We start from the raw sequence: 26,976 nt of genomic DNA, 5'->3' as shown, positions 1-26,976 counted from the left end.
CCTGTCGTCCTTTCCCAGTCGCGCGAGCTCAAGCCATGCTTCACGTGTTGTTCAGCGTTTATCTGAAGATGTTAGTGCTCTATAGCCCGTTCTTCGTTCTGTCGTGCTTCATCAGCCTCACGCGTGGTTACTCCAGCAAGGAGCGTCGTCGCCTTGCGTGGAAAGTCGCGCTGGCCACCTTGATGTCAAGCGTGCTGCTGTACCTGTTCGGACGATTGATTTTCTCGGTATTCGGTATCACCGTCGATGCCTTCCGCATCGGTGCAGGCAGTGTCTTGTTCATTTCGGCGCTCGGAATGGCTCAAGGTAAATCTGCTGTGCAAACTGACAATGTTCAGCAGGACGTCACTATTGTCCCGCTGACCATTCCGCTGACCGTCGGACCGGGCACCATCGGCGCATTGTTGGTCATGGGCGTCAGCCAACCCCACTGGGATGACAAACTCACGGCCATCCTCAGCATTGCCCTCGCCAGTTTGACCGTCGGCATCGTGCTGTATCTATCGAATCGCATCGAGAACATTCTGGGCGATCAGGGCCTGCAGATCGTCAGTCGGCTGATGGGATTGTTTGTGTGTGCGTTGGCAGCGCAAATTATCTTTACCGGGGTCAGAGGATATTTATTGCCTTAGGGCCCTTAGAGCTCAATGTCTTGAATAAAGCGCGTTGAATTCTGAATCAGCTTGGTGCGTATTTGATCGCGAGATGAGGCGTAATTATCACGACTAAACTCATATACACCGCCCACCAAGCGCAACACCAAATCCCGCGTATTGTTATTCCAGAACCATCCTTCATCGACTATTTCAAGTGCGTTGATCTGCAAGGCGCACAGGAAAATTCTGATCTGACCATCGCGGGTTCTATCGCACGGTACGATTTGAAAACTTCCGATGCGGCCCGCCCCTGTGCCCCGTTGAAAAAACGCTCGGGCGTAGTCGTTGACTCGTATGGCGCTAAACGATGCTTGAACCAAACCGGCAAGCTCGGCCGAGCCCTCGGCGCCCACGACTTTAAAAGTCAGGCGGTCCAATTCGTAGGGATCGGTGATTACCACAGGATCCCTCACGATGAGACTTTTCAACGCACAGCCGTGTCTGACCAATCTGTTGCGATAGTAATCCAGCCAACTTTTCCAGTGCACCCGTCGGTCATATGCCTGGCTGGCAAAAAAGTCCGCGTACAACAACATGTCCAACACGTCCTCCTTTTCCTGCGTAGACATACCCGCCACGAACGAGACCAAGTTATTGCCTGCTATCGCGATGCGAGTGTGCTCCTTGATCATTATTGATGCTCCTCAAGCGCCAGAATCAATGTCGACCTTCTGGCACCGAGAGCGGCAATGAATTGATCTCTAAACTGCGCATAGCGCAAATCAGACAGTTGCGCCGAAAACGACGCAAGCTCAAGATTGCCCACAATTTGATTACGATCTAACGGCTTGAAAAACGCATGCTCCACCCCTGACGCCAACGTTTTGAACGCGACAAACATTGAGGTCATCGAAGAGGCCCCATGCACAAAACTTAGCTGAAGTACCACCCTGGAGAGTGGATCACCGCCTTCGGCTCCTTCACACCGGAACGCGTATTCTCCAAGCAGAGAATGTGCGGCAGGGCTGAAGAAGCGTTGGGGTGAATCCATTACCAGGCACTCAGCGGTTTGAATAAGTGAACCCGGCACTCGTCTCTCAAGCTCATGTTTAAAGAGCGACCACACATCGAATTGCCCATGGTTCTGTATCGGATCACTGTCGTATTCGCGCGCAGACACGACCCAACCAAACGTCGCCATTGCCCTCAAATAGGTTTGATACCAAGCGTCAAACTCGGAGAACTTAGGTTTTTTTTTCGAAGCAGCCAGTTGGATATATAAGCTGGCGTCGAGAATATCTCGCTTATTCAACTCTCCTACCGACTCATCAAAAAACATCAACGCGCCGGCATTGATATAGTTTGTTGGCATTCCATTGCGCATCACGCTCTCCTTAGTGTCTCTACACGGGAAGTCCGCCGCAGGAACCTGCGGCGGGAGAAAGCTTTTTAAATTTCGTACTCTTCAATAGCCTGTTTGGCGTTAGTTCCGAGCTTGCGAAGAATGCTGTCTCGGACTTCAGCGTAGATATTCTGATTCAATACCAGACACGACTCCGCCCGAGAAATACTGACTGAGTTACTGTTCCAGTCCCAGAACAGTACATTTTTGGCGCTTAAGACGGATGAAAAATCTACTGACCCCATGGCCATCGCGACTTCACCATCCGCTGATTCAACACAAGAAGCGATACTGAAGGCTCCGCCGTTGTGACGGCGACTTTTTCCTTCAAAGAGCTTGAGCGGTTTATCACTGGCCTGAAGTGCTTCAAGCGCTTGCTGCGCAACGCCCACCAGTACCGCAGCGGTAGCACCTGGGACCGTTACCGCCGCAACCGCCGACGCAAGAATTTTAAGGCCTACCTGATCCATGGTGAACATGTGTTCGGAAGCCGTGTATTTGGAATATTCCCGGCGAGTGGGCACCCATCCACACGCGCGGATCATGACGTTCACGAACTGCTCGTACCATAGCGGCCCGCTCATGTTCGGGTGCGCCTTGTTGGCCACCAAGGTCGCGAACAATACCGCGTTCTTGATATCTTCCTTGCTCTGCTTCGACATACCCGCCACGAACGAAACAATGCTATTGGCAACAACCGCGGCACCTTCGGCTTTTTCATCCACCGCCAACGAACGGCGGGACCGGCGATGGGTGGGGTTAATGACCTCCGCCACGCGTGAATCACCCTCAGGCAACTGACAACTTGCAATATAATTCAGACGATCTTCAACACTGCTCGGGACTTTATCGTACTCATTCATGCGCAACTTCCTTTTAATTTAAGAGTTACCCTTCTTGGGCAGCCAATAAACTAGCGCATCTTGCTGATCTTTTTCATTCCCCATAACTGAATACACATTTAGTTAAATCCACTCTGCCGTCGCAGAGCACCTAAATACAAAGACTGGCGACTATTCAGCACCGTCTTGAAGATATCCACCTAACATCTGCCTGAGTTTTCCCATCAAACCAAAGATTTTTCTTACAAGAAAAATACCCGAAATAACAGGCACCCACACCGACTTACTGTAGGAGCGCGCTTGCACAACTCATTTGTACTGCGCACATAACTTCTACCAGCAACTCATGCCACCGGCTTTTTCCCATACCAGCGCGGCGTGTACACCCACTTACCGCCATCTGCGCGGGGAAAGATGCAGGTTGTGGATGAGCCGATCAACACCATGGTGCGCATGTCTACCTGATCTGGCGTCAGCTCACCCAATGCAATCACCCGCAGCGTTTGCCCTGGCCGCCCAATGTCGCGGCCCAAGGTCACGGGGGTGTCCGGCGTGCGATGTTGGCGGACGATTTCCAGTGCGCGGCCGAGTTGCCAAGGTCGGGATCGAGATATCGGGTTGTAGAACGCCAAAGCCAAGTCAGCTTGGGAAGCCAGCTCCAGACGTTTTTCAATCACGTCCCACGGTTTGAGGTTGTCCGACAGCGACATCACGCAGAAGTCATGCCCCAGCGGCGCACCGGCTTGCGCGGCGGTCGCCAAGGATGCGGAAACCCCCGGCAAAATTTCCAGATCAACCCTGTGCCACTCGGGGTTGGTTGACTCATGCAGCGCTTCAAGCACCGCTGACGCCATGGCAAATACGCCTGGATCGCCGGACGACACCACGACAACCGAACGCCCTTGCGCGGCCAGTTCAAAAGCATGCCGGGCGCGTTGCATTTCTTCGCGGTTGTCCGTGCAGTGCTGCACCTGATCGGCGCGAAATGGCCCGGCCATGCGCACGTAAGTTTCATAACCGAGAATATCGGTGGCCCGCGCCAGTTCAGCCTTAACCGCTGGCACCATCAATTCTGCCGCACCGGGACCGAGGCCGATCACCGCCAAACGACCGCGCCCACGACCGATGTTTAGCACGCCTAACGGCTTCGCAGCCGCCGCGATAGCGATGCTGTCACCGACGCAAATCGGCGCCAACACCTGCGGCACCGCGTGTTCTGCCAACGCGCAAACCGATGCCTGCGCAGCGACAAATCGCAACGGCACATTCAGCTCAGTCGCGGCTTGATGTAATTGAGGATTGGCCATCTCCGTATCGCTAGCCAGCAAACAGGCCAACGACTGAAGGGCGAGGCCAGCCTGATGCAAGGCAGCGCGAACGCTGGACGCTAATTCGGGCAGCGATGCACTTACCGCCACCAACACGCTGCGTGGGTAAATCAATAATTCATTGGCCGACGGTTCACGCTCAGCGCTACTCACATGAATAGCCAGTCGCGCTTGGGCGTCTTCGGGCAACTGCGCGTCAGCCAACCACGGTGCAGAACCCTCGATACGCACGCGTTCGCCGCAAAGCAAATCCGAGACAAAGCGCTTACCCAACTCAAGATCAGCCAAGGCATAGCCACTGGGCGGATTCAGCAGGCAGGTGCCAAAACGCAGTTCGCCGCTGGTAGTAATCGCCGCAGCCACGTTCAGCCCTTTTGCAATCTCCCGAGCCATGATGTTCACGCCGCCCAGACCGCCCAATAAAGGCACGACCGCGCTGCCGTCTTCGGCCACGGCCAACACCGGCGGCTCGGCGCCCTTTTCCAGCAACAGCGGCGCCAAGGTACGAATCACGATCCCGGCGGCGCACAAAGCAATGATCGGCGTGCCCTGTTGATAGAGCTGGCGCAGGGTGCTGCCAAATTCGATGTAGGTGAGGTCCGCGCCATCGACCCGGCTTGCAAGACCATGAATCAACGAATTCGGGTACAGCCGTTGAATGCGGCGCGCGGTGTCGAGGCTGCCGTTGCCCAGAATCACAATGGCCGGTGCATGAGCAGTCATCAGCCTTGCCACCGTTCGCCGGGAACAATAATCAGCGAAAAGTACGGCGACGACATGGGTTCGACCTGATCCAACGGAACGATTTTCTGGTTGGACATGGTCGCGCGCTCAACATACAAAGCGCGCTCGGCCATGCCCAGCTCTTCCAAAACCTGGCGGACCTTAGTGAAGTTGCGGCCCAGCTTCATGATCACCGCCGCATCGGCATCCGCCAGACGCCGCTTGAGTTCATCGTGGGGCAGCACGCCGGATAACACCGACAAGCTTTGGTTGCGATAGACCAGCGGCGCGCCCAGCACCGAAGCGCCGCCCAGCATCGAGCAAACACCGGGCACCACTTCGGCTTCATAGCGTTCAGCAAGACGGTCGTGCAGGTACATATAAGAACCATAGAAAAACGGATCGCCTTCGCAGATCACCGCCACATCGCGTCCGGCATCCAGATGCGCCGCCAAGGCTTCGCTGGCCTCGTCGTAGAAGTCGCTGATGACTTGCTCATAGGACAACGGCGCTGGCAATGCTTCGGTGGTGACTGGGTAGACCAACGGCATCAAGGTTTGCGCGTGTTGCAGGTGCGCCTCGATGATGCCGAACGCGTTGCCTTTCTTACCCTTGGCGACGAAGTAGGCAACCACAGGGGATTCGCGAAGCAGACGCAGGGCCTTAACGGTTATCAGCTCGGGATCACCTGGGCCGACTCCCAGACCAATCAAACGACCGGGTTGCTGCATCATTCGATCTCCGTGGCCAAGGCGTTGACCGCAGCGGCCGCCATCGCGCTACCTCCGCGACGACCCTGCATGATCACAAACGGCACGCCCCGGCTGTTGGCCGCGAGCATCGCCTTGGACTCGGCCGCGCCAACGAAACCTACCGGAAAACCGAGGATCAACGCCGGTTTTGGCGCACCGGCATCGAGCATTTCCAGCAGGTAGAACAACGCAGTCGGTGCGTTGCCAATCACCACCACCGCGCCTTCCAGATACGGACGCCACAGCTCCAGTGCGGCGGCAGAGCGGGTATTACCCAATTCGCGAGCCAGCTCCGGGACGCCGTCGTCCTTGAGGGTGCAGATCACCTGATTGTTGGCAGGCAGGCGCGTGCGGGTTACGCCTTCGGACACCATACGGGCGTCACAGAGAATCGGCGCGCCAGCGGCCAAGGCATTGCGGCCAGCAGTACCGGCGCCGGGGGAATAGCGCAGGTCTTCGATAACCTCAACCATTCCACAGGCATGAATCACCCGCACGGCGAGTTTTTCCAGGTCGGCCGGGATCTTGTCGAGCCGGGCCTCGGCACGAATGATCGCGAAGGAGTTGCGATAAATCTCCTGGCCGTCGCGGATGTAATCAATCATCAGTACTGCTCCGTGAGTCGGCAGCGAATAACGCGCCGACTGCTTCTATAGTGAGGTCACGCGCCCGCAATGCGCCGAAACCCGGCTGCTGCGTGTCGCGAAAATAAAGGTCGTAATGTCCGGCGCGGGTCGCCAGCAAGGTCATCGGGGCGATATGCGCGGCGGCGCAGCTGCGTGAGCAGGCCGTCAGGTGTACCGGCAGGTTCAAGCCATGATGCTCCAACAAAACCGCCAGCTTAAAGGCGTCGGTTTTGGTGTCGGCCAAGCCTTTGACGCAGCCAGCTGAGCCGGTGCAGGCGATGATGTTTGCCAACGGCTGTTCGCGGTTGCAGATCAAGCCCGCCGCGTGCAGGCCGGCCATGACCGTTGAAGCGTGTTCGCCGCACACATTGGGCAGCAAAACGCTTTGCCACGGCGTCAGACGCAACGTCCCGTCGCCCCATTGCGCGGCCAATTGGGCAACGGCGCGCAGCATCGAGGCATCGAGCCGTCCCAATGGCACAGCGGCGCCGACCGCAACACGCCCAGCCACCGATTGCTGATACACACCCAACGCGTTCGCAGGCAAACCTGGTCCCACAGGGTTTGGGAGTTCCAAGGCTCTGTGGGAGCAGGCTTGCCTGCGAAGAGGACCGATTAACCGCCGCCCTACGGCTTGAAGAAATTCCTCAATCGGCATCGCTGCCAGCAGATGGCGCATCCGTGTTTGCTCCGGCCGCGCCGATTCAAGAAACGCGTCCAGCACCGCAATCACCAGCGCATGCCCCTCGGCTAACGCCACCGCAGCAAGCGGTGCATCATGCCCAGGACACCCCGCCAACCCGAACGCCAACAGGACTTCCCCGTCGACTTCCAGCGCCGACAACCACAGATCATGGGGGTGTTCACGCATCACCAGCGCTTCGCCTGCGTCCAGGGAGAGGGCGAATTTGGGCGACAGGTCATGAAAACGAGGCTCGTTCTCCAAGGTACCGAGAATCTGCGCAGCCAACGGTCGGCTGTCGAACAACTGCTGCGGGTCAATTCCGGCCGTCGGGCTCAGCATCAGGTTACGCACGTCGTCGCTCGCCGGGTTATTCGGCCCAAGACCGGCGCTCAACAGAATCGCAATCAAAGCGTCCTGTTCGGCACCAATGCCGCGAATCTGCAGGTTGGCCCGATTTGTCGCCTCAATCACCCCCCCAGCGTAACGCTGCGCCGCTTCAGCCACGGCGGCGGCCTGAATCGAAGTGATAGAACCGCCGGCCAACTTGATACGGCAGATACCGCCGTCCAGCGCCGGGACGATACGCAACAACCCCGGGCAAGCCGAGGGGCGTAAAGGCGATGCGGACGTCGGCTGGTTCAAAGGGTCACCCAAACTGAATTTGAAAAACGCTACAGCCCTGTGGGCGCGGTATTATGCCTGCTTTGTCCGCAGGCATGAAAAGCCGCTCTGTCGGAACTGCTTATTTAAGTCGGTTGAGGAACATACATGGCGCCCTGGCTGACAGTCGTGGGAATCGGTGAAGAGGGCTTCAAAGGCCTGGGCAAGACGGCTCGCCACGCGCTGCTGGGCGCTACTCAGGTGTTTGGCGGTCAGCGTCAGCTGGATTTACTGCCTGCCTGTATTCGTGCCGAACGCACGCTCTGGCCCAGCCCGTTTTCTCTAATCCCGGTTCTAGACCAACGCGGCACGCCGATTTGCGTGTTGGCGAGTGGCGATCCGATGCTGTTTGGGGTCGGCGCCAGCCTTGCACGGCAGGTCGATGCCGAGGAAATGCGCGTGCTGGCCTCGCCGTCGTCCTATTCCCTGGCAGCTGCCCGCTTGGGTTGGCCGCTGCAAGATGTGGTCACGTTATCGGTGGTCGCCCGGCCATTGGCGGCGTTGAATGCTCAATTTCATAACGGTGTGCGCCTGTTGGTTTTGAGCAACGACGGCAGCAGTCCGGCGGCGATCGCGGAGCTATTACGTGCCCGAGGTTACGGCCCCAGCCGCATGACGGTGCTGGAGCATTTAGGCGGCACGGATGAGCGTCGAGTCGAAGAGATCGCCAGCCAATGGAGAAACCTGCCCATTGCCGCGCTGAATGTGGTTGCCATCGAATGCCGCGCCGACGTCGACACACCGCGTTTGTCGATGCTGGCCGGCCTACCCGACAGCGCCTTCAAACACGACGGCCAACTGACCAAGCGCGATATAAGGGCCATCACCTTGGCGCGCCTTGCACCTACGCCGGGTGAATTGCTCTGGGACGTCGGCGCGGGCTGCGGTTCTATAGGCATTGAATGGATGCGCGCGCACCCAAGCTGCCGCACGCTGGCTATCGAAGCCGATGAAGGCCGTCAGCTATTGATCGAACACAACCGCGATGCGCTAGGCGTGCCCGGCTTGCAATTGATTCGCGGTCAAGCTCCCAAGGTGTTGTTTGATCTGGAAACCCCAGATGCGATTTTCATCGGCGGCGGCGTCACTCGCCCCGGCGTACTCGACGTGTGCTGGCAAAAGCTGCGCTCAGGCGGGCGTCTGGTCGCGAACGCCGTCACCCTGCAAAGCGAAGCCACGCTGGTGGTCTGGCGCGAGCAGTTCGGCGGCGAACTGACCCGCCTGCATGTGGCCCAGGCCAAGCCCCTGGGTGAGTTCGACACCTGGCGCCAAGCCTTGCCCATCACCCTGCTCGAAGCGATCAAACCCTGATGCGCGCCGAGACCGCCGAACAACCCGCGCCCCTGCGCTCCGGTTACACCACCGGCAGTTGCGCGACGGCGACCTGTCTGGCGGCGGCGCGATTACTGTTAAATGGCGAAATCAACGACGCGGTAGAAATCGTGCTGCCCAAGGGCAAGCAGGTGCACATGCGCCTGGAGTTTTGCCGGGCGTTTGCCGACGGTGCCGAAGCCGGGACGATCAAGGATGCAGGCGACGACCCTGACGTCACTCATGGCGCCCTGGTATTTTCTCGGGTGCGGCTGATCGCGGAACCCGGCGTGCGGTTCAAAGCGGGTCCAGGCGTGGGCACGGTGACGCGTCCGGGTCTGGTACTTGCCGTGGGCGAGCCGGCGATCAACCCGGTGCCGCGCAAAATGATCACCGAGCATTTGCTGCAACTGGCCCAGGCATCGAACTACACCGGTGGTTTCGAGGTGACCCTGTGTGTCGAGGGCGGCGAGACCCTGGCCTTGAAAACCATGAACCCGCGCTTGGGCATTCTCGGTGGGCTGTCGATCCTCGGCACCAGCGGCATCGTTCGACCGTTTTCCTGCGCGGCGTACATCGCGTCGATTCATCAAGGCATCGACGTCGCAAAAACCAACGGTTATCTGCACATTGCCGCCTGTACCGGCAACGCCAGCGAAGACACCATGCGCCGGGTCTACGACCTGCCGGAAATTGCCTTGATCGAAATGGGCGACTTTATCGGCGCCGTGCTCAAGCACCTGCGCAAAGTGCCGGTGGCCAAACTCAGCATCTGCGGCGGCTTCGGCAAAATCAGCAAACTGGCGGCGGGCCATATGGACTTGCACAGCCGCCACTCCAGCATCGACCCGCCGCAACTGGCCCATTGGGCCGCCTCCCTCGGTGCCAACGACGCGCTGCAACAGGCTATCCGTGGCGCCAACACCAGCCAGCAAGCGTTGGCCATGGCCAGCGCCGTCGGCATCGCGCTGGGTGATGAAGTGTGTCGTCACGCGCTGCGGTTTGCCCAAAGCGTGGTGCCCAGAGAAGTGGAAGTGGAAGTGTTCGCCATCGACCGCCAAGGCGGCATTGTCGGGCATGCCGGGGTCTCGGCATGAAGCGCCTGTTATTACTGGGCGGCGTGACCGACGCACTGGCCATCGCCCGTCGATTGGGGCCGCAGCATATCTACAGCCTGGCCGGTGTAGGCCGGGTGCCGACTGACTTGACCTGCCAGGTGCGTGTCGGCGGCTACGGCGGTGCCGAAGGATTAGCGCAGTTTATTCGCGATCAAGGCATCGATTTGCTGCTGGACGCCACCCACCCTTACGCCGCCCAGATCAGCCACAACGCTGCGCGAGCCGCGCAGCTCAGCGCTACCGCGTGTTGGGCCTTGCGCCGACCGGGGTGGCAAGCGCAAGTCACCGATGACTGGCGTGAAGTCGCTGATTGGCCCGAACTGATCACCGCCCTCGCCCGGTTCAAGCGACCGCTGTTCACCCTTGGCCGCGAGCCCTTGCAGCACCTTCATGAAATACCCGCCCAGCAGTTCTGGACCTTGCGCGCATTGGAGAACACCGTCACCGATACCCCCGGCAATGATCGCTGCGACGTCATCGCCGCACGCGGGCCGTTTTTGCTGGAGGGCGAACGTGAGTTGTTTGCGAGTCGAGACATCGACGTGCTGATCAGCAAAAACAGCGGCGGCAGCGCAACCGAGGCAAAGCTTGAGGTGGCGCGAGAGCGTGGGGTGCCGGTGTTGATTTTGCGTCGGCCGGTGTTGCCGAACGTGGACCTGGAATTTACGGAAGTCAGTGAGCTGCTGGAACGGTTAGCTCAGGTTGGATTTCTTTAGAAGCCAACGTGCTCACGAGGCGGCGTGTCAGGCATACGCTTCAAACCCCTGCACCAACACGTTGGCTACTACAGACTCGGGTGGATTTACCCACCACGCCTTTGATTTGGTCCAGCCATCCCGATTTTTCTTCGGCGGGCAGGCTGTCGAACAGCTCTTTGGCCATTTCTGCGACCCTCGCCGTTTTTTGGGCTTTGAGCAGGGCTTTAAGCTCAGGCGTGGTGGCGGTTTCGTCGCTGAGGGCTTCAGGCAGAGGCAAGGCCTTGGCCAGTTTCAGCACGTCGCCGGTGTTTTTGGTAAAGGTCCTGAGGGCGCCGACGTCTTGCATCGGCAGGTCGATGTTCGTAACCGGGTCAAAGGCGCGCACTTGCGGCATGGCCAGCGCGTTGAGCTTGCCGCGAAACGCCGGAATCCCCAGCGACGGAATAATCAGCCCAATCAGGTAACGCGGGTCGTTGCGCTTGATGCTCAGGCCAACGCTGGCAAGCGCGATGCCGACCCCGATCACCTGCCCGGACCTGGCGATCAGCGATAACGACTTGTTGGATTGATCATCGAAGAACACTGCGCGAAAACGGAAATAATCGCCGAACACTTCACGCTCATTGAGCATCGCGTTCATGAACCAGGCGCGTGAGTCGTGGACTTGCTCGTCAAAAAAATCGGTAAGGGTCTGCGCTTTATCACTGAGGGGTTCAAACCTGCCGGGGGCGTAGAGCTTGTTGAAAGCTATATTGGCCGTTCGGCGCATTTTGACGTATTCCTCGGCTTCGTCTTGTTCGTTGATGAGGTACACCAGCCCTCCGAACAGCGTGTTGATCACCGTGCCAGCCGACGTCGCCTCGTTGGAGTCGGCGAACGCCCACTTCCCCGTATAGTCACGGCGAAACTCGCTCATCGCCATTTCCAGCTGATTCTGGTCGAGGATGGGTTCAAAGGACTTGTGCGTATTGAAGGTCATGGGCTGTGTAGCCCCGGTGCGCTGTTCGTAGGCCTGCTTGATCGCTAGATGGCTGTCGCGTTTTGCCTGTTCCTTGTCTGACAGGGCCGACGGCTCTGTCCCGTTGTGCTGCGCCAGATTTTCTTCGGACTGCCGGGCGTACAGCGCTTCGAAGGCGTTTTTTTCTTCGTCCGTCATGTCCTTGCCCTGAACGTGGTGATAAGCCGACGTCTCCCGCAGGCGGAAGGACGCGTACCGATTGATTCGCCAGGCAGTGATCAGGGCGGCTTGATGCTCCATGGCATCTTCTAGCGGGCCGGTTTGGTGGGCGTCGAGCCAGGTGTTGAAGCGGTGGGTTAGGGTGTCGGAGACTGAGAAGGCCTCAAAAGTTGCTCTGTCCATTTCCAGCCATGGCCACATTCCTTTTTGCTCTTCATTTAACGCATCTTTTGGTGCTTGTAATGGCGCACCGACGGCATAGGCCTCCGCATACATATGCTGCAGCGGTATTTGCGACAGCACATCCTGAGGTCCGGCCAGCGATTTACCCTGCTCACCCGGCGGATACCCCCCGCCGACGTCAGAGTGCATGCCGGGGTAGAGGTATTCAAAGGTTCCGGCGCGGTAAGTCGAGGGGCAGTTGGGATCCTTAGGGTTGGTTTTGCGCCGGATAGAATCCACCGGGAAGCAGTTGCGTTGTTCATGAGCCGCCACCAAGTGCACGCAACGCTCAAGAAACTTCTCTGATTCCGGCAGCCGCAGGGTGTCATCCGCCCAGCCCATGTGGCCGTCGGCGAAGGGCATTGCATAGGCCATGCCGGTGGAGGCCACGGTGTCGAACAGGCCCATGAAAGCAATACTGATGGGGATTCCGGCAAACAAATAACAGGTCTCACCGTCCACCTCGATCTTGGTCAGCGCTTCCAGCCAGTTGGCAAACGCCCGAGCCTCGGCAGCCCCTCGAGAGAAACCGTAGATCCACAGGCGCATGCCGATGATCCGGGGGATCGCACTGCGGGCGTGCAGGTTCTCGATCTTTTTTTGCAGCGCCAGCATCGGCGCTTGCAGCACTTGGCGGCGCAAGGCGTTTCCGTTACTAAACAGCCCGCCGGTTAATGAAGCGCTCATCTGCTGAACCAGTGCGTAAGCCTCTACGGGCTCTAGACGCTTTTCACCGCAGGCTCTGTGGAGAGTATCCAGCAAGCGGGTGAACGCCCAATCGATCCGATTCTCGCCTCCCGCAGCCCCGGTCAAGCCCAGCAATCGAGGCTCGAACTCACCAATTTCCTTGAATTCGGTGCCGACGCCCTGGATGTAGTAGCGGTAAAAACCTTCTTGGTTGTCCCGGTTCTTGGCGCCGTTATCTTCCCCGCCCAAACTGGCATGGAACAGCCGCGCCACGTTGGTGGTGGTCGGCGGTTGAGCCCGCTTGTCCGAGGGCTCGTGGTTATTGGTGCCGTCAAAACACAGAGTGATGTTCAACACGTCCATGCATGAGGAAACTAAATAGGTATGGCCTCTGGCTCGGGTAGCCCGCTCAACCGCATCGGAAAACATAAGTTTGGGGCGATATTGCTTACGGTAATTGAGCCCGACGTCGTCGGAATTAAGAGGCAGCAGGCCTTCTTTCTTGAACCGTGGCGTAGGTGTTAACGGCGACGGCTGGGGGCGTTGCGATTTGGAATTCAAGGAGCTGGACATACGGGGGGCACTTCCATTTTGCGCGGGTAGGAAAAGGGGTAGCCGGGTTTACCCGGCAGCTCGGCAACGGCTGCAACGGCGATTTGGTCGCAGGGCAAAAAATGGACGTCAATCACCCCGAGTTCTTCATAGGGCGCGACCTCCACGACGGCGCGGTGGCGGGTATATTTGGACTGATGCTCTCTTCCGGCTCTGAACCATGCATCTGAATAACGGGGTTCAGGCCAATATCGTGAGGCTCCAACATTAGGATCCTTCTCCCACTCCACCACCACGGTCAGGCCGGGATGCGATTTGCGCGGCATGGACACGCAGCACATCTGGCTTCCGCCACCGCCAAACGGGCCGATGTTCGGACCGCCATTGCCGTTGACGTCGAAATGATTGATCGCCGCCGAGGTGTGGTTGTAACCCTCGATAGGCGCGCCAAGCCGGTCGGGCGGCGCTTTGCTGCACGCTTGCAGGGCGATACCGGCGAGCACCGCAGCGCCTAAAAACACGGGCACGCGACGAACCAAACCGGGGTTCATGAAGCTGGACATACGGGAGGTACTTCCATTTTGCGTGGGTAGTTATAAGGATGATTTGCGATGCCGGGGTAGGTCTGATCGGCAGAGACCTTTACTTGGTCGCAGGGAAGGAAATGCAGGGTGATCGCGCCCAATCGCTCGTAAGGCGCGACTTCAACGACGGCGCGATGGCGGGTGTTGTTGGTTTTTGCTTTCTTCATCCGAGCATTCCAGGCATCAGAAAATCTGCGCTCTGGCCAATCTGCGTAGTCGTGTGGTGTTGGGTCCTTCTCCCACTCCACCACCATGGTCAGGCCGGGATGCCATTTGCGCGGCATGGACACGCAGCACATCTGGCTGCCGCCGCCACCGAACGGGCCGATATTCGGACCGCCGTTGCCGTTGACGTCGAAATGATTGATCGCCGCCGAGGTGTGGTTGTAACCCTCAATGGGCGCGCCCAGTCGGTCGGGCGGCGCTTTGCTGCACGCTTGCAGGGCGATGCAAGCAAGTACCGCAGCGGCTAAAAATACGGGCACGCGACGAGCCGAGCCGGGGTTCAAGAAGCTGGACATACAGAGGGCTCTTCCATTTTGCGCGGGTAGTCATAGGGGTGATTTGCGATGCCGGGGTAGGTCTGATCGGCAGAGACCTTTACTTGGTCGCAGGGAAGGAAATGCAGGGTGATTGCGCCCAATCGCTCGTAAGGCGCGACTTCAACGACCACGCGATGGCGGGTGTATTTGGACTGATGCACTCTTGCTGCTTCACTCCACGCGTCTGAATAGCGAGGCTTCGGCCAGTTCACCGAATCACCGGTGTTTGGATCCTTCTCCCACTCCACCACCACGGTCAGGCCGGGATGCCATTTGCGCGGCATGGACACGCAGCACATCTGGCTGCCGCCACCGCCAAACGGGCCGATGTTCGGACCGCCGTTGCCGTTGACGTCGAAATGATTGATCGCCGCCGAGGTGTGGTTGTAGCCCTCGATGGGAATGCCGAGTCGGTCTGGCGGCGCTTTGCTGCACGCTTGCAGCGCAACGCAGGCAAGCACCGCAGCGGCTAAAAACACCGGCACGCGACGAACTAAACCGGTGTTCATGAAGCTGGGCATACGGGAGGTACTTCCATTTTGCGGGGATAAGAGAAGGGGTAGCCGGGTTTACCCGGCAGCTCGGCAACGGCGGAGACCGCGATTTGGTCGCAGGGCAAAAAATGGACGTCAATGACCCCGAGTTCTTCATAGGGCGCGACCTCCACGACGGCGCGGTGGCGGGTGTTGTTGGTTTTTGCTTTCTTCATCCGAGCATTCCAGGCATCAGAAAATCTGCGCTCTGGCCAATCTGCGTAGTCGTGTGGTGTTGGGTCCTTCTCCCACTCCACCACCACGGTCAGGCCGGGATGCCATTTGCGCGGCATGGCCACGCAGCACATCTGGCTGCCGCCACCGCCAAACGGGCCGATGTTCGGACCGCCGTTGCCGTTGACGTCGAAATGATTGATCGCCGCCGAGGTGTGGTTGTAGCCCTCGATGGGAATGCCGAGTCGGTCGGGCGGTGCTTTGCTGCACGCTTGCAGGGCGATGCAAGCGAGTACCGCAGCGACCAATATCACCAATACGCGGTGAGCCGAGCCGGGGTTCAAGAAGCTAGACATACAGAGGGCACTTCTATTTGGGACGGAACGTTAAAGGGTTCGTTGACGTGATCTGGAGCCGCTACGATTTCGGAAAAGTTGAACACCCCTAGGTTTCGCCGCCTTTTTGGGTAGGCGACTGTCAGGGTAAATGCGTTCTGAATGTTTAAGATCGGCATGGATGGACCCTCTTTTTGTAGTGCCAAAATTCTTTGGCACACATGCTCACGCAGGCCGACCCACGTCGTATGTAGGATGCATCCGCGACCGCCCTAGGAAATTTCCCAAACGCTATTTATAAAAAAACCGCCTTCGAGAACGCGGCGGTTTTTGAGTTGATGGCGGGTAGGTGTGGGGGCTCATTGGAGACAATAGAGCGACCCACCACCAGACGTTGTGCTCAGTGGATTCACTTTTACTGGCTGCTTTTCTACCTAAACCTGTCGCGAAGTGGCGGGCCCTGATACGACACAGGGAATTCTTCGCCTACAAGCGGGCTTTACTGGGGATCTGCGCCAACGTGCCGCGGCATCTCGCCACGGGCACTTTTTTTACTTATTCCGGCCATTCAGGCTAAATAGCGCCTTTGACGGCTTAATGAAACGGAAAGCACCCCATGTCTCGACGCCGGTTGGCATTTGCCTGGATTGCCTGCTTTGCAGTGCTGTTCAACATGCTCGCCATGCCGATGACCAGCGCCGCACCGAAAACCGTTGATGAAGCGTTGTTGTGGGGCAGTTTTTGTTCGGCAAGCGGCACTCGACTGGTGGCGATTTCACTGGGCAAAACTGAACAAAGCCCTGCGCAGAAAGACGATCATGCCGCCATGCAGCATTGCTGGTGCTGCGCAGGTTCGGCGCCGCTGGTGTCTGTGCCATCCGGCTTCACCCCGTGGTATGCGGTGCAAGTCGAAACGAAGCTAGCGCGCGACGTCCAATCCCCAACCGCATTGTCCCCACGCCAGCAATGGCCGAGCCTCAACCCCCGAGCGTCTCCCCGCGCCTGATCCGAAGCAAAAAAAAGCGCTGCTGACCGCAAAGTCCGGCGCACCGGAATCGTTCACGCTGGAGAATCACCATGATCAAGAAGATCCTCATCCTGGCCGCTTTATGTCTGCCGGCCTGCTTTGCCAATGCCCATGATTCCATGGTCGGCGAGTTGCACATCGCCCACCCGTGGTCCTTGGAGTTACCGCCCAATGCACCCACCGTTGCGGCGTATTTTGTGATTCACAACACTGGTAAAACCGCCGATCGCCTGCTCAGTGTCGACAGCCCTATCGCCGGTATGGCCGATCTGCATCAACACCTGATGCAAGACGGTTTGATGAAGATGCAACAGGTGCAAACCGTTGACGTCCCGGCCGGTGGCGAAGTGAAATTTCAACCCATGGGCTATCACGTCATGCTGATGGACCTGAAGGACAAATCGAAGCTGATCGACGGCCAGCATTTCCCGCTGACGCTGCACTTCGAGCAATCAGGCGCTGTCACCGTTGAGGTTGCCGTCCAAAAGCAGGCGCCCGACGCAGACGCCATGCACGACCATTAAATACCCTGAGCGATTGAAGTGAACCGCGCTTCGCCCCACGCCAGCTTCGTCCTGCGCCCCGGTAAACCCCGAGGCGCATGGCTGAGTCTGTTCGCCATGTTGATGATCTTTATCGGTCCGCTGATTTCTCAAGCGATGCCGATGGACCAGCACGCCGGAATGTCGATGTCGGCCTCCATGTCGATGCCTGCATCAGTGGACAAGGCAATTGAGGCGCCTTCATGCCACAGTGCCGAACACGCGTCGGTGGCGACCGATCATGTGATCTGGGCCAAATGTGGGTATTGCACGCTACTGTTCAGTTGCCCCGCGCTACCTCAAGCGTTGGCGTTCGTTGCGTCCAATCCTCCCAAGCCGACCGGCTTTTTCAACGTGGCATCGCAACAAGGCCATGCACGGCAGACCACCTTCCCCAATGCCCGCAGCCGCGCTCCGCCGCTCTCGACCACACGGTAAACCCTCAATAAAACGAACCGGTCCTCACCGCAAAGGTGACCGTACCGGTCGATACGTGTTTATCCCTGCCGGGAGCGTTGCACATGACTCAAACAAAGGTTTCTTTCTACAACCTCGCCTGGCGCTGGCACTTCTATGCCGGGCTGTTCGTTGCGCCGTTCATGATTCTGCTGTCGTTGACCGGGATTATTTACCTGTTCAAACCCCAGTTGGACAACGTGATGTACAGCGACTTGCTATACGTCACGCCGGGCCAACAATTGCTCAGTGCCGACGCGCAACAACAGCGGGTGCAAGCCGCTTTTCCACAGGCGCCTGTCAGCAAATACCTGCCACCGCTGAACGCGCAAGGCAGTGCGCAGTTCGTGATCCTGCAGGGGGGCCGAGAGCTGAATGTGTTTATCGACCCCTATCGCGGCGAGATCCTGGGTACTCAAGAGGGCAAAAACAACCTGCAAGCCCTCGCCCGTTCACTGCACGGCAAATTACTGCTGGGCAAAGTCGGTGACCGGATCGTTGAGTTAGCCGCCGGCTGGGCGATTGTGCTGGTGGTTTCGGGGTTGTACTTGTGGTGGCCACGCGGCGCCTCGATGGCCGGGGTGCTATGGCCACGCTTGAGCAAGCGGGGACGCCTGTTATGGCGTGATGTGCATGCGGTGACCGGTTTCTGGGGCGCAGTGTTTCTGCTGTTTATGCTATTGAGCGGCATGACATGGACCGGTGTGTGGGGCAAGCAATTCGCTGATGTCTGGAACACCTTCCCGGCGGTCATGTGGAACGACGTTCCTAAATCGGACCAACTGGCCGGTGCCCTCAATACGCCTACGCGCCAAACCGTGCCGTGGGCGCTGGAAAACACGCCAATGCCGGTGTCCGGCGAGCATGCCGAACACATGAACCAGGGGGGCGGGGTGTCAATGCCTGCGAACCCGACGCTGTCGCTGCAACAGGTGGTAAACATTGCTACCGAGCGGCACATCGAACCGGGCTATAGCATCACCGCGCCCACCAAGGCCGACGGGGTATTCACCATCGCCGTGTTCGCCGACGACCCTCGTAACGACGCCACGCTGCATGTCGATCAATACAGCGGCAAGGTGCTGGCCGACGTTGGCTGGAAGGATTACAGCAACGTCTCTCGCGCCACGGAATTGGGCGTGATGCTGCACGAAGGGAAGTTCTTCGGCTGGGTCAATCAACTGCTGATTTTGTTGATTTGCCTGATGGTGCTGCTCAGTTCGATTAGCGCACTGGTGATCTGGTGGAAGCGTCGCCCACAGGGTGGCCTGGGTGCTCCGCCGTTACGCCACGACCTGCCGCGTTGGAAAACCGCCATCGTGATCATGATTGTTCTGGGGCTGGCGTTTCCGTTGGTTGGCATTTCGCTGGTGACTGTTTGGGCGCTGGATTGGCTGGTGCTCTCACGGTTCCAGCGCCCCATAGCAAAACTCGGCTGATCTAAACCCCATGACCGCTCTCACGCTGAAAAACATCGCTTGGTCGTCCCATGGCCATCAACCATTCCTTCTGCGTGAGGTCCAGTTGAGTGTGGCGGCAGGCGAATTCGTGGGCTTGATCGGGCCTAACGGCAGCGGCAAAACCAGCTTGTTGCGCTGCGCCTATCGCTTCAGTCGACCGACCACAGGTGAGGTGCTGCTGGACCAGGGCAATGTCTGGCAGCAGTCACCCCGCTGGTGCGCTCAGCGAATAGCAGTGGTGTTGCAGGAGTTTCCCGACGCCTTTGGCCTGACCGTCGATGAAGTGGTTGCCATGGGCCGCACGCCGCACAAAAGCATGTTCGAGACCGATACCGTGCTGGACCGGCATATCACCCAACAAGCGCTACTGGCGGTGGGCATGCACGGCTTCGAAAACCACACATTTGCCACGCTGTCCGGCGGCGAGAAGCAGCGTGTGATTCTCGCTAGGGCCTTGGCGCAGCAACCCACCGTAATGATGCTCGATGAACCGACCAACCACCTTGATCCGCGCTTTCAAATCGAGCTGTTGCAATTGATCAAACGCTTGAACATCGGGGTGCTGGCCAGCCTCCACGACCTCAATCTCGCCGCCGCGTTTTGTGACCGGCTGTACGTCATTGATCGCGGGCGCATCGTCACCAGTGGCACGCCTACTGAAGTGATCACCACAGCGCTATTGCGCGAAGTATTTGGCGTCCAAGCACTGGTCGATACTCACCCACTTTGCGATTACCCACGAATTACCTGGATCACCCACCCATGAAGTTGTTTTTTCTGCGGCCTATCAGCCTGGCTGTCGCCCTGCTCTCGACCAACGCCCACGCGTGGGCCGAAACCACCCACTACCCGCTGACCATTCAAAGCTGCAACCGTGAGGTGACCTTCGATAAAGCGCCGCAGCATGCCCTTAGCCACGACATCAACATGACGCAGATGATGATCGCCCTCGGTTTGAAATCGAGCATGGTCGGCTACAGCGGAATCACTGGCTGGAAATCAGTCACGCCGCAGATGGCGACAATACTCGACGGTCTGCCGGAGCTGGCGAGCAAGTACCCGTCGGTGGAAACCCTGCTCAATGCCAACGTCGATTTCTTTTTTGCCGGTTGGGATTACGGCATGCGCGTTGGCGGTGACCTCACCCCGCGGACCCTCGCCCCACTGGGGATCAAGGTGTATGAGCTGAGCGAATCCTGCGCGTTTGTGATGAAGCGCCCGATGGCGAGCCTTGAAGACATGTACAACGACCTGCGAAATCTCGGCAGAATTTTCGACGTGCAGGATCGCGCCAATCAGTTGATTGGGCAGATGCAGATGCGGGTCGCGACGATCAAAGCGAGCCTGCCCGCTGACCGCCCACGGGTATTTCTCTACGACAGTGGCGAGGACCGGGCCATGACCTCGGGCCGACTGGCAATGCCCCAAGCGCTGATCGAAGCGGCAGGCGGGCGCAACATATTGGACGACATCGACGCCAGCTGGACGCGGGTCAATTGGGAGAGCGTGGTGGAACGCAACCCCGAAGTGATCGTCATCGTTGATTACGGCGAAGTCACCGCCGAACAGAAAGAACGCTTCCTGCTGAACAACCCGGCGTTGCAATCCATGGACGCGATCCGCAATAAGCGCTTCATCGTGATCCCATACGTAGCAGCCACGCCGGGAATCGACAATATCGAGGCCATCGAAACCTTGGCCGCAGGCTTTCACGGCAAGCCGCTATGAATGGAACGCGCGCCTATAACCTGCTGATGCTGGGTCTGGGCTTGGCGCTGTTAATCTCCTGCGTGTTGTCGCTGGGTTTTGGTGCCGCACCGGTGCCTGCGCAAATCGTCTGGCAGATCCTTCTGCACAAGCTGTTCGGAGGGGGCCCCGACATGCCGACCTGGAGTGCTGGCCAGGAACACATTGTGTGGCTGATCCGCGTGCCGAGGATGTTGCTCGGTGCGTTGGTTGGCGCGGGCTTGGCGCTGACCGGTGCCGTGCTGCAGGCCGCGACCCGTAATCCACTGGCCGACCCGCATCTACTCGGCGTGACCTCCGGCGCGACACTGGGCGCGGTGATCGTGGTGGTGCACGTCGGCGAGGTCATCGGCCTGATGACCCTACCCCTCGCCGCTTTCATTGGCGCGCTGTGCAGCATGTTGATGGTGCTTGCCATCGCCAATCGCCATGGTCGACTGGACAGTGACCGACTGCTGCTGTGCGGCATTGCGGTGTCGTTCGTGATGATGGCGCTGGCCAATTTACTGCTGTTCATGGGTGATCATCGCGCCAGTTCAGCGGTGATGTTCTGGATGCTAGGCGGTTTGGGTCTGGCGCGTTGGGAACTGCTCGGGATTCCAGCGTTGAGCATGTTGATCGGGCTGGCCTTGCTGTTGAGCATGGCGCGTGCGCTCAACGCCCTGATGGCAGGCGAGCAAACCGCAGTCACATTAGGACTGAACGCACGCAACGTGCGGATCAGGGTTTTTTTGATTGCATCACTGATGACTGGCGTGATGGTTTCAATCAGCGGCTCAATCGGGTTTGTGGGCCTGATGGTGCCTCACGTCGCCCGCCGTCTGGTGGGTGCCGAGCACCGTCGACTGCTTCCGGTCTGCGTGTTGATGGGCAGCATTTTTCTGGTCTGGGTCGATGTGGCGGCGCGCACCTTGATCGCCCCGGAAGATCTGCCCATCGGAGTCGCGACGGCAGCCATCGGCGGTTTGTTTTTCATCGGGCTGATGCGTAAGCGCTAAGCCCGTCAGACAGCTCCTACCTACAAAACGCCAAACTCGGTCTCTCGGATGTCTACCGACTGACAGACACGAACTGTTTGCAGTGACTTCATGGTCAGGTACTCGCGTGCAACTGCACCGAGGCATCTCTTTTTATTACCCATGAAAATGACCAGACCATGACGATCCAGCAACCCGCCTCACCTGTCACCTTACAGGGGACTCACACGCCAACTGCCACTGCCCCAAAGCTATTTCCACCCAGCCTCCTCGACACGGTGGAAATTGAGTTTCATAAAATTCTCAACCGTAATCATCCCAATCTGTTGATTGACATCCACACAACGTGGTTGAGTTCGTACGAACATAAACAGGGCAACATTCCGCCATTCACTAAATTCCCGACACAGCGCCCTACGCCGCCCATACAGTGGATTCGCAAGATCACGCACTCAATCACCGTGCGCGACAGCCTGATCGATTTTTTTCTAGGGGCCCTGGAGCTGAAAGAAGACCGCACCGGCTGGTTTATCGCGGCGGATTCAGTTGCCGTCACCCATCAAATTACGGCGCTCAATTATCGGCAGCTTCATGCTATTTACACTGAGCTGTCCGAAACGCTGAGCACCCTCTATCAACACTCTCTGCTCAGTTACTGGGGCGTGATTGAGGCAGCTAAAACAACCCGCATGGCGTTATTCATAGAAGAACGTGTATTGGCGTTGCGGATGGAAGCGCGGGCAGGCATGGATCAGAAGCACTTGACCAGTCAACAGGTTTCCATGCTGGAGACCATGCTCCAATACCGCCAAAGCTATAGCTCGACTTCGGTAAAAAAACACGGCGTTTTCAGCTTGGCGCTGGCGCTTGGCGACATCCCCCCTTTGAACTTCGCCGGGGTTTTTATTCTTAGCCACGCCTGCACGCTCAACAAGCCCACTGTTGGAGACGGGCGGCTGGGGCCGGTACTGATGTATTCACCTAATAGCGGTTTAGAGGGGTTCGATTCGTTTCCGCTACTCATCCAGTCGCTATCGAAACGAATGACCGATACGGCGCAAAAACAATGGCTGCTGAAAAATGTGTCAATGGAAGATCCCGACACCATTGCATCGCTCGAAGCGACAACCATCACCGCTCAAGCCTGGACGTTCTCACCCATCGAAGGGGATTTTTTAAACGTCCAGTTTCTGGCTCAGATTGCCAAGCAGCAAACGGATTTTGAACACTGCGTCAAAACGGCGAAAGTGCAGAGGCTTAAATCGAACGCCTTTCTGAAAGTCCTGTCGCGCTCACTTGACCCAGGCTATCAATTCAACAACTTTCTAAACTTGAACTGGAACGACAGGTACATTCTTTACAGCTCGATGCCTAAATGGTGGAGGGCAATGAGCGCCGAGAAAAAAGACCTTTGGCTTATCGCCGCTAAAAAATTGGGTCAGTCGATTATCAAACTGAATCAGTTGACGGAGGATAACCTGGTCAACCCGCAACTCTCGGACCAGACGCTCGAAGGCTATTACACGGCCACCGTGATCAAAGACGCCCTGGCCGACAAGCATGTATTGCTCAACCCTGACGACATCAACATTGACGTCACCTATCGCCCTCCTCTGCTGCCCCCCTATGCCCCAGGCTTGGCACTACCGCCGTCGGATGAAGACAGCATTTTTAAACGCTATACGCTCAGTTCATTAGCCGCTGAAAAGCCCGGCATGCTCAAGCTCTCGAGTGCCCAAAGCATTGTTGTGACTGACGGCAACGGGGGGTCCATCAATGGCCTCGACGCATTATTTGTACGCGCGCTGGTGTCGCGAATCGACAGCGGCTCCACGATTGATCAATTTCTGATTACGCGACTTCAGACCTCGGCGTATGCAAAATCACTGCATGATTTGGCGTTAAGACTTGGCCAAATACAGCTTAACTTAGGCTTGTTCGGCGCTACGCAAGACATACCTCAACTCTGCCAGCGCTGGATCAAAGCCGTCGTAGATGCCCCCGAGGCAATAGCTGACCGGCAGGTAGGTCGTAAAAAAATCCTGGTGCAGTTTCTGGCTATTACCGATGTGCCATTGTCGAACGTGCTAAAGATTGGACCGCAAGCCGACGGCGAGGAAGGTGTAGTGCTGTGCACCCTTAATGCGCCAGATGGCATTGTCTTTCGCTGGTTCGCTGACATGGAAAGCGTAAAGACTCGCTTCCTGGAGAACCCCACATTTACCCGCTACCTTTTGCTTCAACTTCCAATCGCCAAGCGACCGCTGGCAATGAGAGCCATCAAACTGGATCAATGGCAAAAACACTACCACCTTCCAAATGTGTTCAAGCTGATACCTACGACGCTTCCGGTGCCCAAGTTGATCTGGAACCCCTTGAGTCTGATTGAGCAAACCCGGGATTTTATAGATGAAAGCCACGGTATTAAAATCAAACACCTGATCGTGGATGGGACAGCAAACCTGTGTAATGCACGTGAAATCGTGACCGACGAACACCATACCGCCATGCACTTGGCAACCAACGTGATGCTGCTGTTTTTACCGCCGCCCATTTCTATCCCCATAACGTTAGGCCTGGCCATGTACACAGCCTGGAACGGGTTCAGGTACATCGAAGAAAACAACTACGAAGGTGCGGCGAAGGAGCTTCTCATCGCCCTCGACTACCTGGTGTCGAGTGGGATCAGCAAGCTTGAACTTACTCGGAGCGCGGCACTACCGCTCAAACTGTTCAGACCCGCCCCTCGACCGCTCACCCGCTACACCGGTGCTGACGGCGAGGTGCACATCGGCGTTCTGTCAAAGAACCGCACAATGGCAACATCGAGCGACGCAGGAGCGGACATTGTGTTCGATGCGCTCAAATACCGCCGTATTGAAATCCATGATGAAGCGTTTTACATCGGCCCCCACGCCAACCTGTTCGGCGAAATGAACCTCTACCGTCGGCTGCGCGAGAACACACAGTTGCAGACGCAGCGTGGGGAATTTGCGGTGCCCGACCAAAGCGGCAATTGGACTAAAGCACCGTATCAAGGCCAAGGCACCAGCCCGAAAATATATGAGGAAGCCAGCCACGAGCTGGGACAGTTAATCGCTCAGTGGCCTGCCTCAGCAGAGGCATTGACGCCAGCACAACGTCTGCGCTTTGAAACTGATTACCTGTCGATGGCGAAATCGAATGCTGAGTCATTCCCAGAGGTGGCAGCCTATTGCGAAGGTGGCTCTGCCGAAATAAATAGCGCATTAAGAACGGGCATCGAAACCGAGGAATCCATTGCCTTTAGCCGAGAGTTTTATCAGTTGGATGAGTATCACGGCCTGGCTTACCGAGCGGCTTATGTGTCCACTTTTAGCCTTGAGAAGCTCCAAGGCCAAGTGGGGACTATTTTTGCCGACACAGGAATTCAGTCCGCGTCTGTCAGCCCGCTAAATGCCCTCCAATGGGCGAACGATGAGTTTGTCCGCCAAAGCGCAGGCCCGGATACCCACGCGATTTTCCTGATTTTCGATGACTCGGTGTCGAAGAAAAACATGTTCACCAACTTCTTGGGAGACCATGTAGGCATAGCCCCGAATACACCGCTCCAACTAATGGCATTCAAGAAAATCAACAACATCAATTACGCTTACTTCTCTGCACCAGAACAGATCCCCACGGACTATGTAAATATATTCACCGGTCGACGGGCTGCGTTTTTTTAACTAAACAGTTGACCGCACCATATCGGCGCAGCGTCGCGCACCACCCACTTATTTGAGGTCCATGGCGGTGCGCGACGATTGGAAAGTACGACCATTTCGTACCATTTTGCGACGTTTTCAGATTTGGCCCAGCCTTTGCTAAAGATCTTTCAGACACTCGGTTCCACCCATCGAACCTGCCCTCTGAAAAATCCAAGAATGGAGATCGCCAAATGAAGCGTCGCAGTCTGATCAAAGCGTTCACGCTGTCTGCCTCTGTTGCTGCACTGGGCATGAGTTGGACACTCCAGGCCGCAGAGACCATCAAGGTCGGCATTCTGCATTCGTTGTCCGGAACCATGGCGATCTCTGAAACGTCCCTCAAAGATATGGCATTGATGACCATCGACGAAATCAATGCTAAAGGCGGCGTGAACGGCAAGCTGCTCGAAGCTGTGGTCGTCGACCCAGCCTCTAACTGGCCGCTGTTTGCTGAAAAAAGCCGACAGCTGCTAACCCAAGACAAAGTAGCCGTGGTGTTCGGTTGCTGGACCTCGGTGTCGCGTAAATCAGTATTGCCCGTGTTTGAAGAGCTCAACGGCTTGCTGTTTTACCCTGTGCAGTACGAGGGCGAAGAGATGTCGCCGAATGTTTTCTACACCGGCGCTGCGCCTAATCAGCAGGCCATTCCTGCGGTTGAGTACTTGATGAGTGAAGAAGGCGGCAGCGCCAAGCGATTCTTCTTGTTGGGCACTGACTACGTTTACCCGCGCACCACTAACAAAATCCTGCGTTCGTTCCTCAAATCCAAAGGGGTTGCTGACAAGGACATCCAAGAGGTTTACACCCCGTTCGGTCACAGCGATTACCAGACCATCGTCTCGAATATCAAAAAATTCTCTGCCGGTGGCAAGACCGCTGTTATCTCCACCGTCAACGGCGACTCCAACGTGCCGTTCTACAAAGAACTCGCCAATCAGGGCCTGAAAGCCACCGACGTACCGGTTATAGCCTTCTCGGTCGGCGAAGAAGAACTGCGCGGTATCGACACCAAGCCATTGGTCGGTAACCTCGCTGCCTGGAACTACTTCGAGTCGGTACAGAACCCGGTCAACACCCAGTTCGTCGCGGACTGGAAAGCCTATGCCAAGAAGCACAACTTGCCGGGCGCTGACAAAGCCGTCACCAACGACCCAATGGAAGCCACCTACGTCGGCATCCATATGTGGGCCCAGGCTGCTGAAAAAGCCAAGTCTACAAATGTCGACAAAGTTCGCGAAGCCATGGCCGGTCAAACCTTTAATGCACCATCAGGCTTTGTGCTGACCATGGATAAAACCAATCATCACCTGCACAAGCCAGTAATGATCGGCGAAATCCAGGCCGACGGTCAGTTCAGCGTTGTATGGCAGACCAAAGAGCCGATCCGCGCTCAGCCGTGGAGCCCGTACATTCCTGGCAACGACAAGAAGCCGGACTATGCGGTGAAGAGCAACTAAGTCGTACCGATCAGGCTGTGTGTGTGCCTGATCCAT

Annotated in this window: 25 protein-coding genes; 13 read left to right on the top strand and 12 right to left on the bottom strand. The window is 57.5% G+C overall.

Annotated elements, in window-relative coordinates; all coding sequences use genetic code 11:
* The first annotated feature begins 35 nt into the window (after positions 1 to 35).
* On the top strand, positions 36 to 632 hold the full coding sequence (locus RGW60_RS22195; protein ID WP_322206630.1) for a MarC family protein: 597 nt from the start codon (positions 36 to 38) through the stop codon (positions 630 to 632).
* Positions 633 to 637: 5 nt separating this feature from the next.
* On the opposite strand, the gene RGW60_RS22190 is transcribed toward RGW60_RS22195, so the two are convergent.
* The 7 genes from RGW60_RS22190 to cobG all read right to left on the bottom strand — a co-directional run bounded on the left by RGW60_RS22190 (position 638) and on the right by cobG (position 7,596).
* A complete protein-coding gene (locus RGW60_RS22190) occupies positions 638 to 1,288 on the bottom strand; it encodes a hypothetical protein (protein WP_322206629.1) in 651 nt (216 codons plus the stop codon).
* Positions 1,288 to 1,980, bottom strand: a complete 693-nt coding sequence (locus RGW60_RS22185) for a hypothetical protein (protein WP_322206628.1) — start codon at positions 1,978 to 1,980, stop codon at positions 1,288 to 1,290. The genes RGW60_RS22190 and RGW60_RS22185 overlap by 1 nt, the downstream gene beginning before the upstream one ends.
* A gap of 65 nt (positions 1,981 to 2,045) precedes the next feature.
* A complete protein-coding gene (locus RGW60_RS22180; RefSeq protein ID WP_322206627.1) occupies positions 2,046 to 2,861 on the bottom strand; it encodes a hypothetical protein in 816 nt (271 codons plus the stop codon).
* 323 nt (positions 2,862 to 3,184) lie between these two features.
* Complete coding sequence (cobJ, locus tag RGW60_RS22175; protein ID WP_322206626.1) at positions 3,185 to 4,891, bottom strand: precorrin-3B C(17)-methyltransferase; 1,707 nt, start codon at positions 4,889 to 4,891, stop codon at positions 3,185 to 3,187.
* On the bottom strand, positions 4,891 to 5,622 hold the full coding sequence (locus RGW60_RS22170; protein WP_322206997.1) for a precorrin-2 C(20)-methyltransferase: 732 nt from the start codon (positions 5,620 to 5,622) through the stop codon (positions 4,891 to 4,893). The genes cobJ and RGW60_RS22170 overlap by 1 nt, the downstream gene beginning before the upstream one ends.
* Positions 5,622 to 6,248, bottom strand: coding sequence for a precorrin-8X methylmutase (locus RGW60_RS22165; protein ID WP_322206625.1), 627 nt, complete (start codon positions 6,246 to 6,248; stop codon positions 5,622 to 5,624). The genes RGW60_RS22170 and RGW60_RS22165 overlap by 1 nt, the downstream gene beginning before the upstream one ends.
* Positions 6,241 to 7,596: a precorrin-3B synthase gene (gene cobG / locus RGW60_RS22160; RefSeq protein WP_322206624.1), complete on the bottom strand. Its 1,356-nt coding sequence runs from the start codon at positions 7,594 to 7,596 to the stop codon at positions 6,241 to 6,243. The genes RGW60_RS22165 and cobG overlap by 8 nt, the downstream gene beginning before the upstream one ends.
* A 126-nt stretch (positions 7,597 to 7,722) precedes the next feature.
* On the opposite strand from cobG, the gene cbiE reads away from it, so the two are divergent.
* The 3 genes from cbiE to RGW60_RS22145 are packed head-to-tail and all read left to right on the top strand — an operon-like array spanning position 7,723 to position 10,759.
* Positions 7,723 to 8,925, top strand: coding sequence for a precorrin-6y C5,15-methyltransferase (decarboxylating) subunit CbiE (gene cbiE / locus RGW60_RS22155; protein ID WP_322206623.1), 1,203 nt, complete (start codon positions 7,723 to 7,725; stop codon positions 8,923 to 8,925).
* Positions 8,925 to 10,022 (top strand): cobalt-precorrin-5B (C(1))-methyltransferase, encoded by a 1,098-nt coding sequence (locus RGW60_RS22150; RefSeq protein WP_322206622.1) that lies wholly within the window; start codon positions 8,925 to 8,927, stop codon positions 10,020 to 10,022. The genes cbiE and RGW60_RS22150 overlap by 1 nt, the downstream gene beginning before the upstream one ends.
* Positions 10,019 to 10,759 carry a cobalt-precorrin-6A reductase gene (locus tag RGW60_RS22145; RefSeq protein ID WP_322206621.1) on the top strand — a complete coding sequence of 247 codons (741 nt, stop codon included), beginning with the start codon at positions 10,019 to 10,021 and terminating at the stop codon, positions 10,757 to 10,759. The genes RGW60_RS22150 and RGW60_RS22145 overlap by 4 nt, the downstream gene beginning before the upstream one ends.
* 40 nt (positions 10,760 to 10,799) lie before the next feature.
* On the opposite strand, the gene RGW60_RS22140 is transcribed toward RGW60_RS22145, so the two are convergent.
* The 5 genes from RGW60_RS22140 to RGW60_RS22120 are packed head-to-tail and all read right to left on the bottom strand — an operon-like array spanning position 10,800 to position 15,568.
* Complete coding sequence (locus RGW60_RS22140) at positions 10,800 to 13,400, bottom strand: DUF2235 domain-containing protein (RefSeq protein WP_322206620.1); 2,601 nt, start codon at positions 13,398 to 13,400, stop codon at positions 10,800 to 10,802.
* Positions 13,385 to 13,942 (bottom strand): DUF3304 domain-containing protein, encoded by a 558-nt coding sequence (locus RGW60_RS22135; protein ID WP_322206619.1) that lies wholly within the window; start codon positions 13,940 to 13,942, stop codon positions 13,385 to 13,387. Before RGW60_RS22135 ends, RGW60_RS22140 begins: the two co-directional genes overlap by 16 nt.
* Positions 13,927 to 14,484, bottom strand: coding sequence for a DUF3304 domain-containing protein (locus RGW60_RS22130; RefSeq protein ID WP_322206618.1), 558 nt, complete (start codon positions 14,482 to 14,484; stop codon positions 13,927 to 13,929). The genes RGW60_RS22135 and RGW60_RS22130 overlap by 16 nt, the downstream gene beginning before the upstream one ends.
* The gene (locus RGW60_RS22125; protein WP_322206617.1) at positions 14,469 to 15,026 is read right to left on the bottom strand and encodes a DUF3304 domain-containing protein; all 558 of its coding nucleotides are present in this window, start codon (positions 15,024 to 15,026) and stop codon (positions 14,469 to 14,471) included. The genes RGW60_RS22130 and RGW60_RS22125 overlap by 16 nt, the downstream gene beginning before the upstream one ends.
* Positions 15,011 to 15,568: a DUF3304 domain-containing protein gene (locus RGW60_RS22120; protein WP_322206616.1), complete on the bottom strand. Its 558-nt coding sequence runs from the start codon at positions 15,566 to 15,568 to the stop codon at positions 15,011 to 15,013. The genes RGW60_RS22125 and RGW60_RS22120 overlap by 16 nt, the downstream gene beginning before the upstream one ends.
* Before the next feature lie 595 nt (positions 15,569 to 16,163).
* Between RGW60_RS22120 and RGW60_RS22115 the strand changes: the two genes are divergently transcribed.
* From RGW60_RS22115 to urtA, 9 genes are all read left to right on the top strand, one after another.
* Positions 16,164 to 16,553 (top strand): DUF2946 domain-containing protein, encoded by a 390-nt coding sequence (locus RGW60_RS22115; RefSeq protein WP_322206615.1) that lies wholly within the window; start codon positions 16,164 to 16,166, stop codon positions 16,551 to 16,553.
* A 71-nt stretch (positions 16,554 to 16,624) separates the two neighbouring features.
* Entirely contained in the window at positions 16,625 to 17,098 is a 474-nt protein-coding gene (locus tag RGW60_RS22110) for a copper chaperone PCu(A)C (RefSeq protein ID WP_322206614.1), read from the top strand.
* 51 nt (positions 17,099 to 17,149) lie between these two features.
* Positions 17,150 to 17,554 carry a DUF2946 domain-containing protein gene (locus tag RGW60_RS22105; protein ID WP_322206996.1) on the top strand — a complete coding sequence of 135 codons (405 nt, stop codon included), beginning with the start codon at positions 17,150 to 17,152 and terminating at the stop codon, positions 17,552 to 17,554.
* 83 nt (positions 17,555 to 17,637) lie between these two features.
* Positions 17,638 to 19,011 carry a PepSY domain-containing protein gene (locus tag RGW60_RS22100; protein ID WP_322206613.1) on the top strand — a complete coding sequence of 458 codons (1,374 nt, stop codon included), beginning with the start codon at positions 17,638 to 17,640 and terminating at the stop codon, positions 19,009 to 19,011.
* 10 nt (positions 19,012 to 19,021) lie between these two features.
* A complete protein-coding gene (locus RGW60_RS22095; RefSeq protein ID WP_322206612.1) occupies positions 19,022 to 19,798 on the top strand; it encodes an ABC transporter ATP-binding protein in 777 nt (258 codons plus the stop codon).
* A complete protein-coding gene (locus tag RGW60_RS22090; protein WP_322206611.1) occupies positions 19,795 to 20,760 on the top strand; it encodes an ABC transporter substrate-binding protein in 966 nt (321 codons plus the stop codon). Before RGW60_RS22095 ends, RGW60_RS22090 begins: the two co-directional genes overlap by 4 nt.
* Positions 20,757 to 21,776, top strand: a complete 1,020-nt coding sequence (locus RGW60_RS22085) for an iron ABC transporter permease (RefSeq protein ID WP_322206610.1) — start codon at positions 20,757 to 20,759, stop codon at positions 21,774 to 21,776. The genes RGW60_RS22090 and RGW60_RS22085 overlap by 4 nt, the downstream gene beginning before the upstream one ends.
* Before the next feature lie 158 nt (positions 21,777 to 21,934).
* Positions 21,935 to 25,462, top strand: coding sequence for a dermonecrotic toxin domain-containing protein (locus RGW60_RS22080; protein ID WP_322206609.1), 3,528 nt, complete (start codon positions 21,935 to 21,937; stop codon positions 25,460 to 25,462).
* A gap of 212 nt (positions 25,463 to 25,674) precedes the next feature.
* A complete protein-coding gene (gene urtA, locus RGW60_RS22075) occupies positions 25,675 to 26,940 on the top strand; it encodes an urea ABC transporter substrate-binding protein (RefSeq protein ID WP_322206608.1) in 1,266 nt (421 codons plus the stop codon).
* The last annotated feature ends 36 nt before the right edge of the window (positions 26,941 to 26,976 follow it).

The organism is Pseudomonas sp. AB6 (genome assembly GCF_034314105.1).
GTDB lineage: Bacteria > Pseudomonadota > Gammaproteobacteria > Pseudomonadales > Pseudomonadaceae > Aquipseudomonas.
The sequence above is the reverse complement of the archived record's forward strand: the minus strand, read 5'-3'. Positions and strand labels throughout refer to the sequence as shown.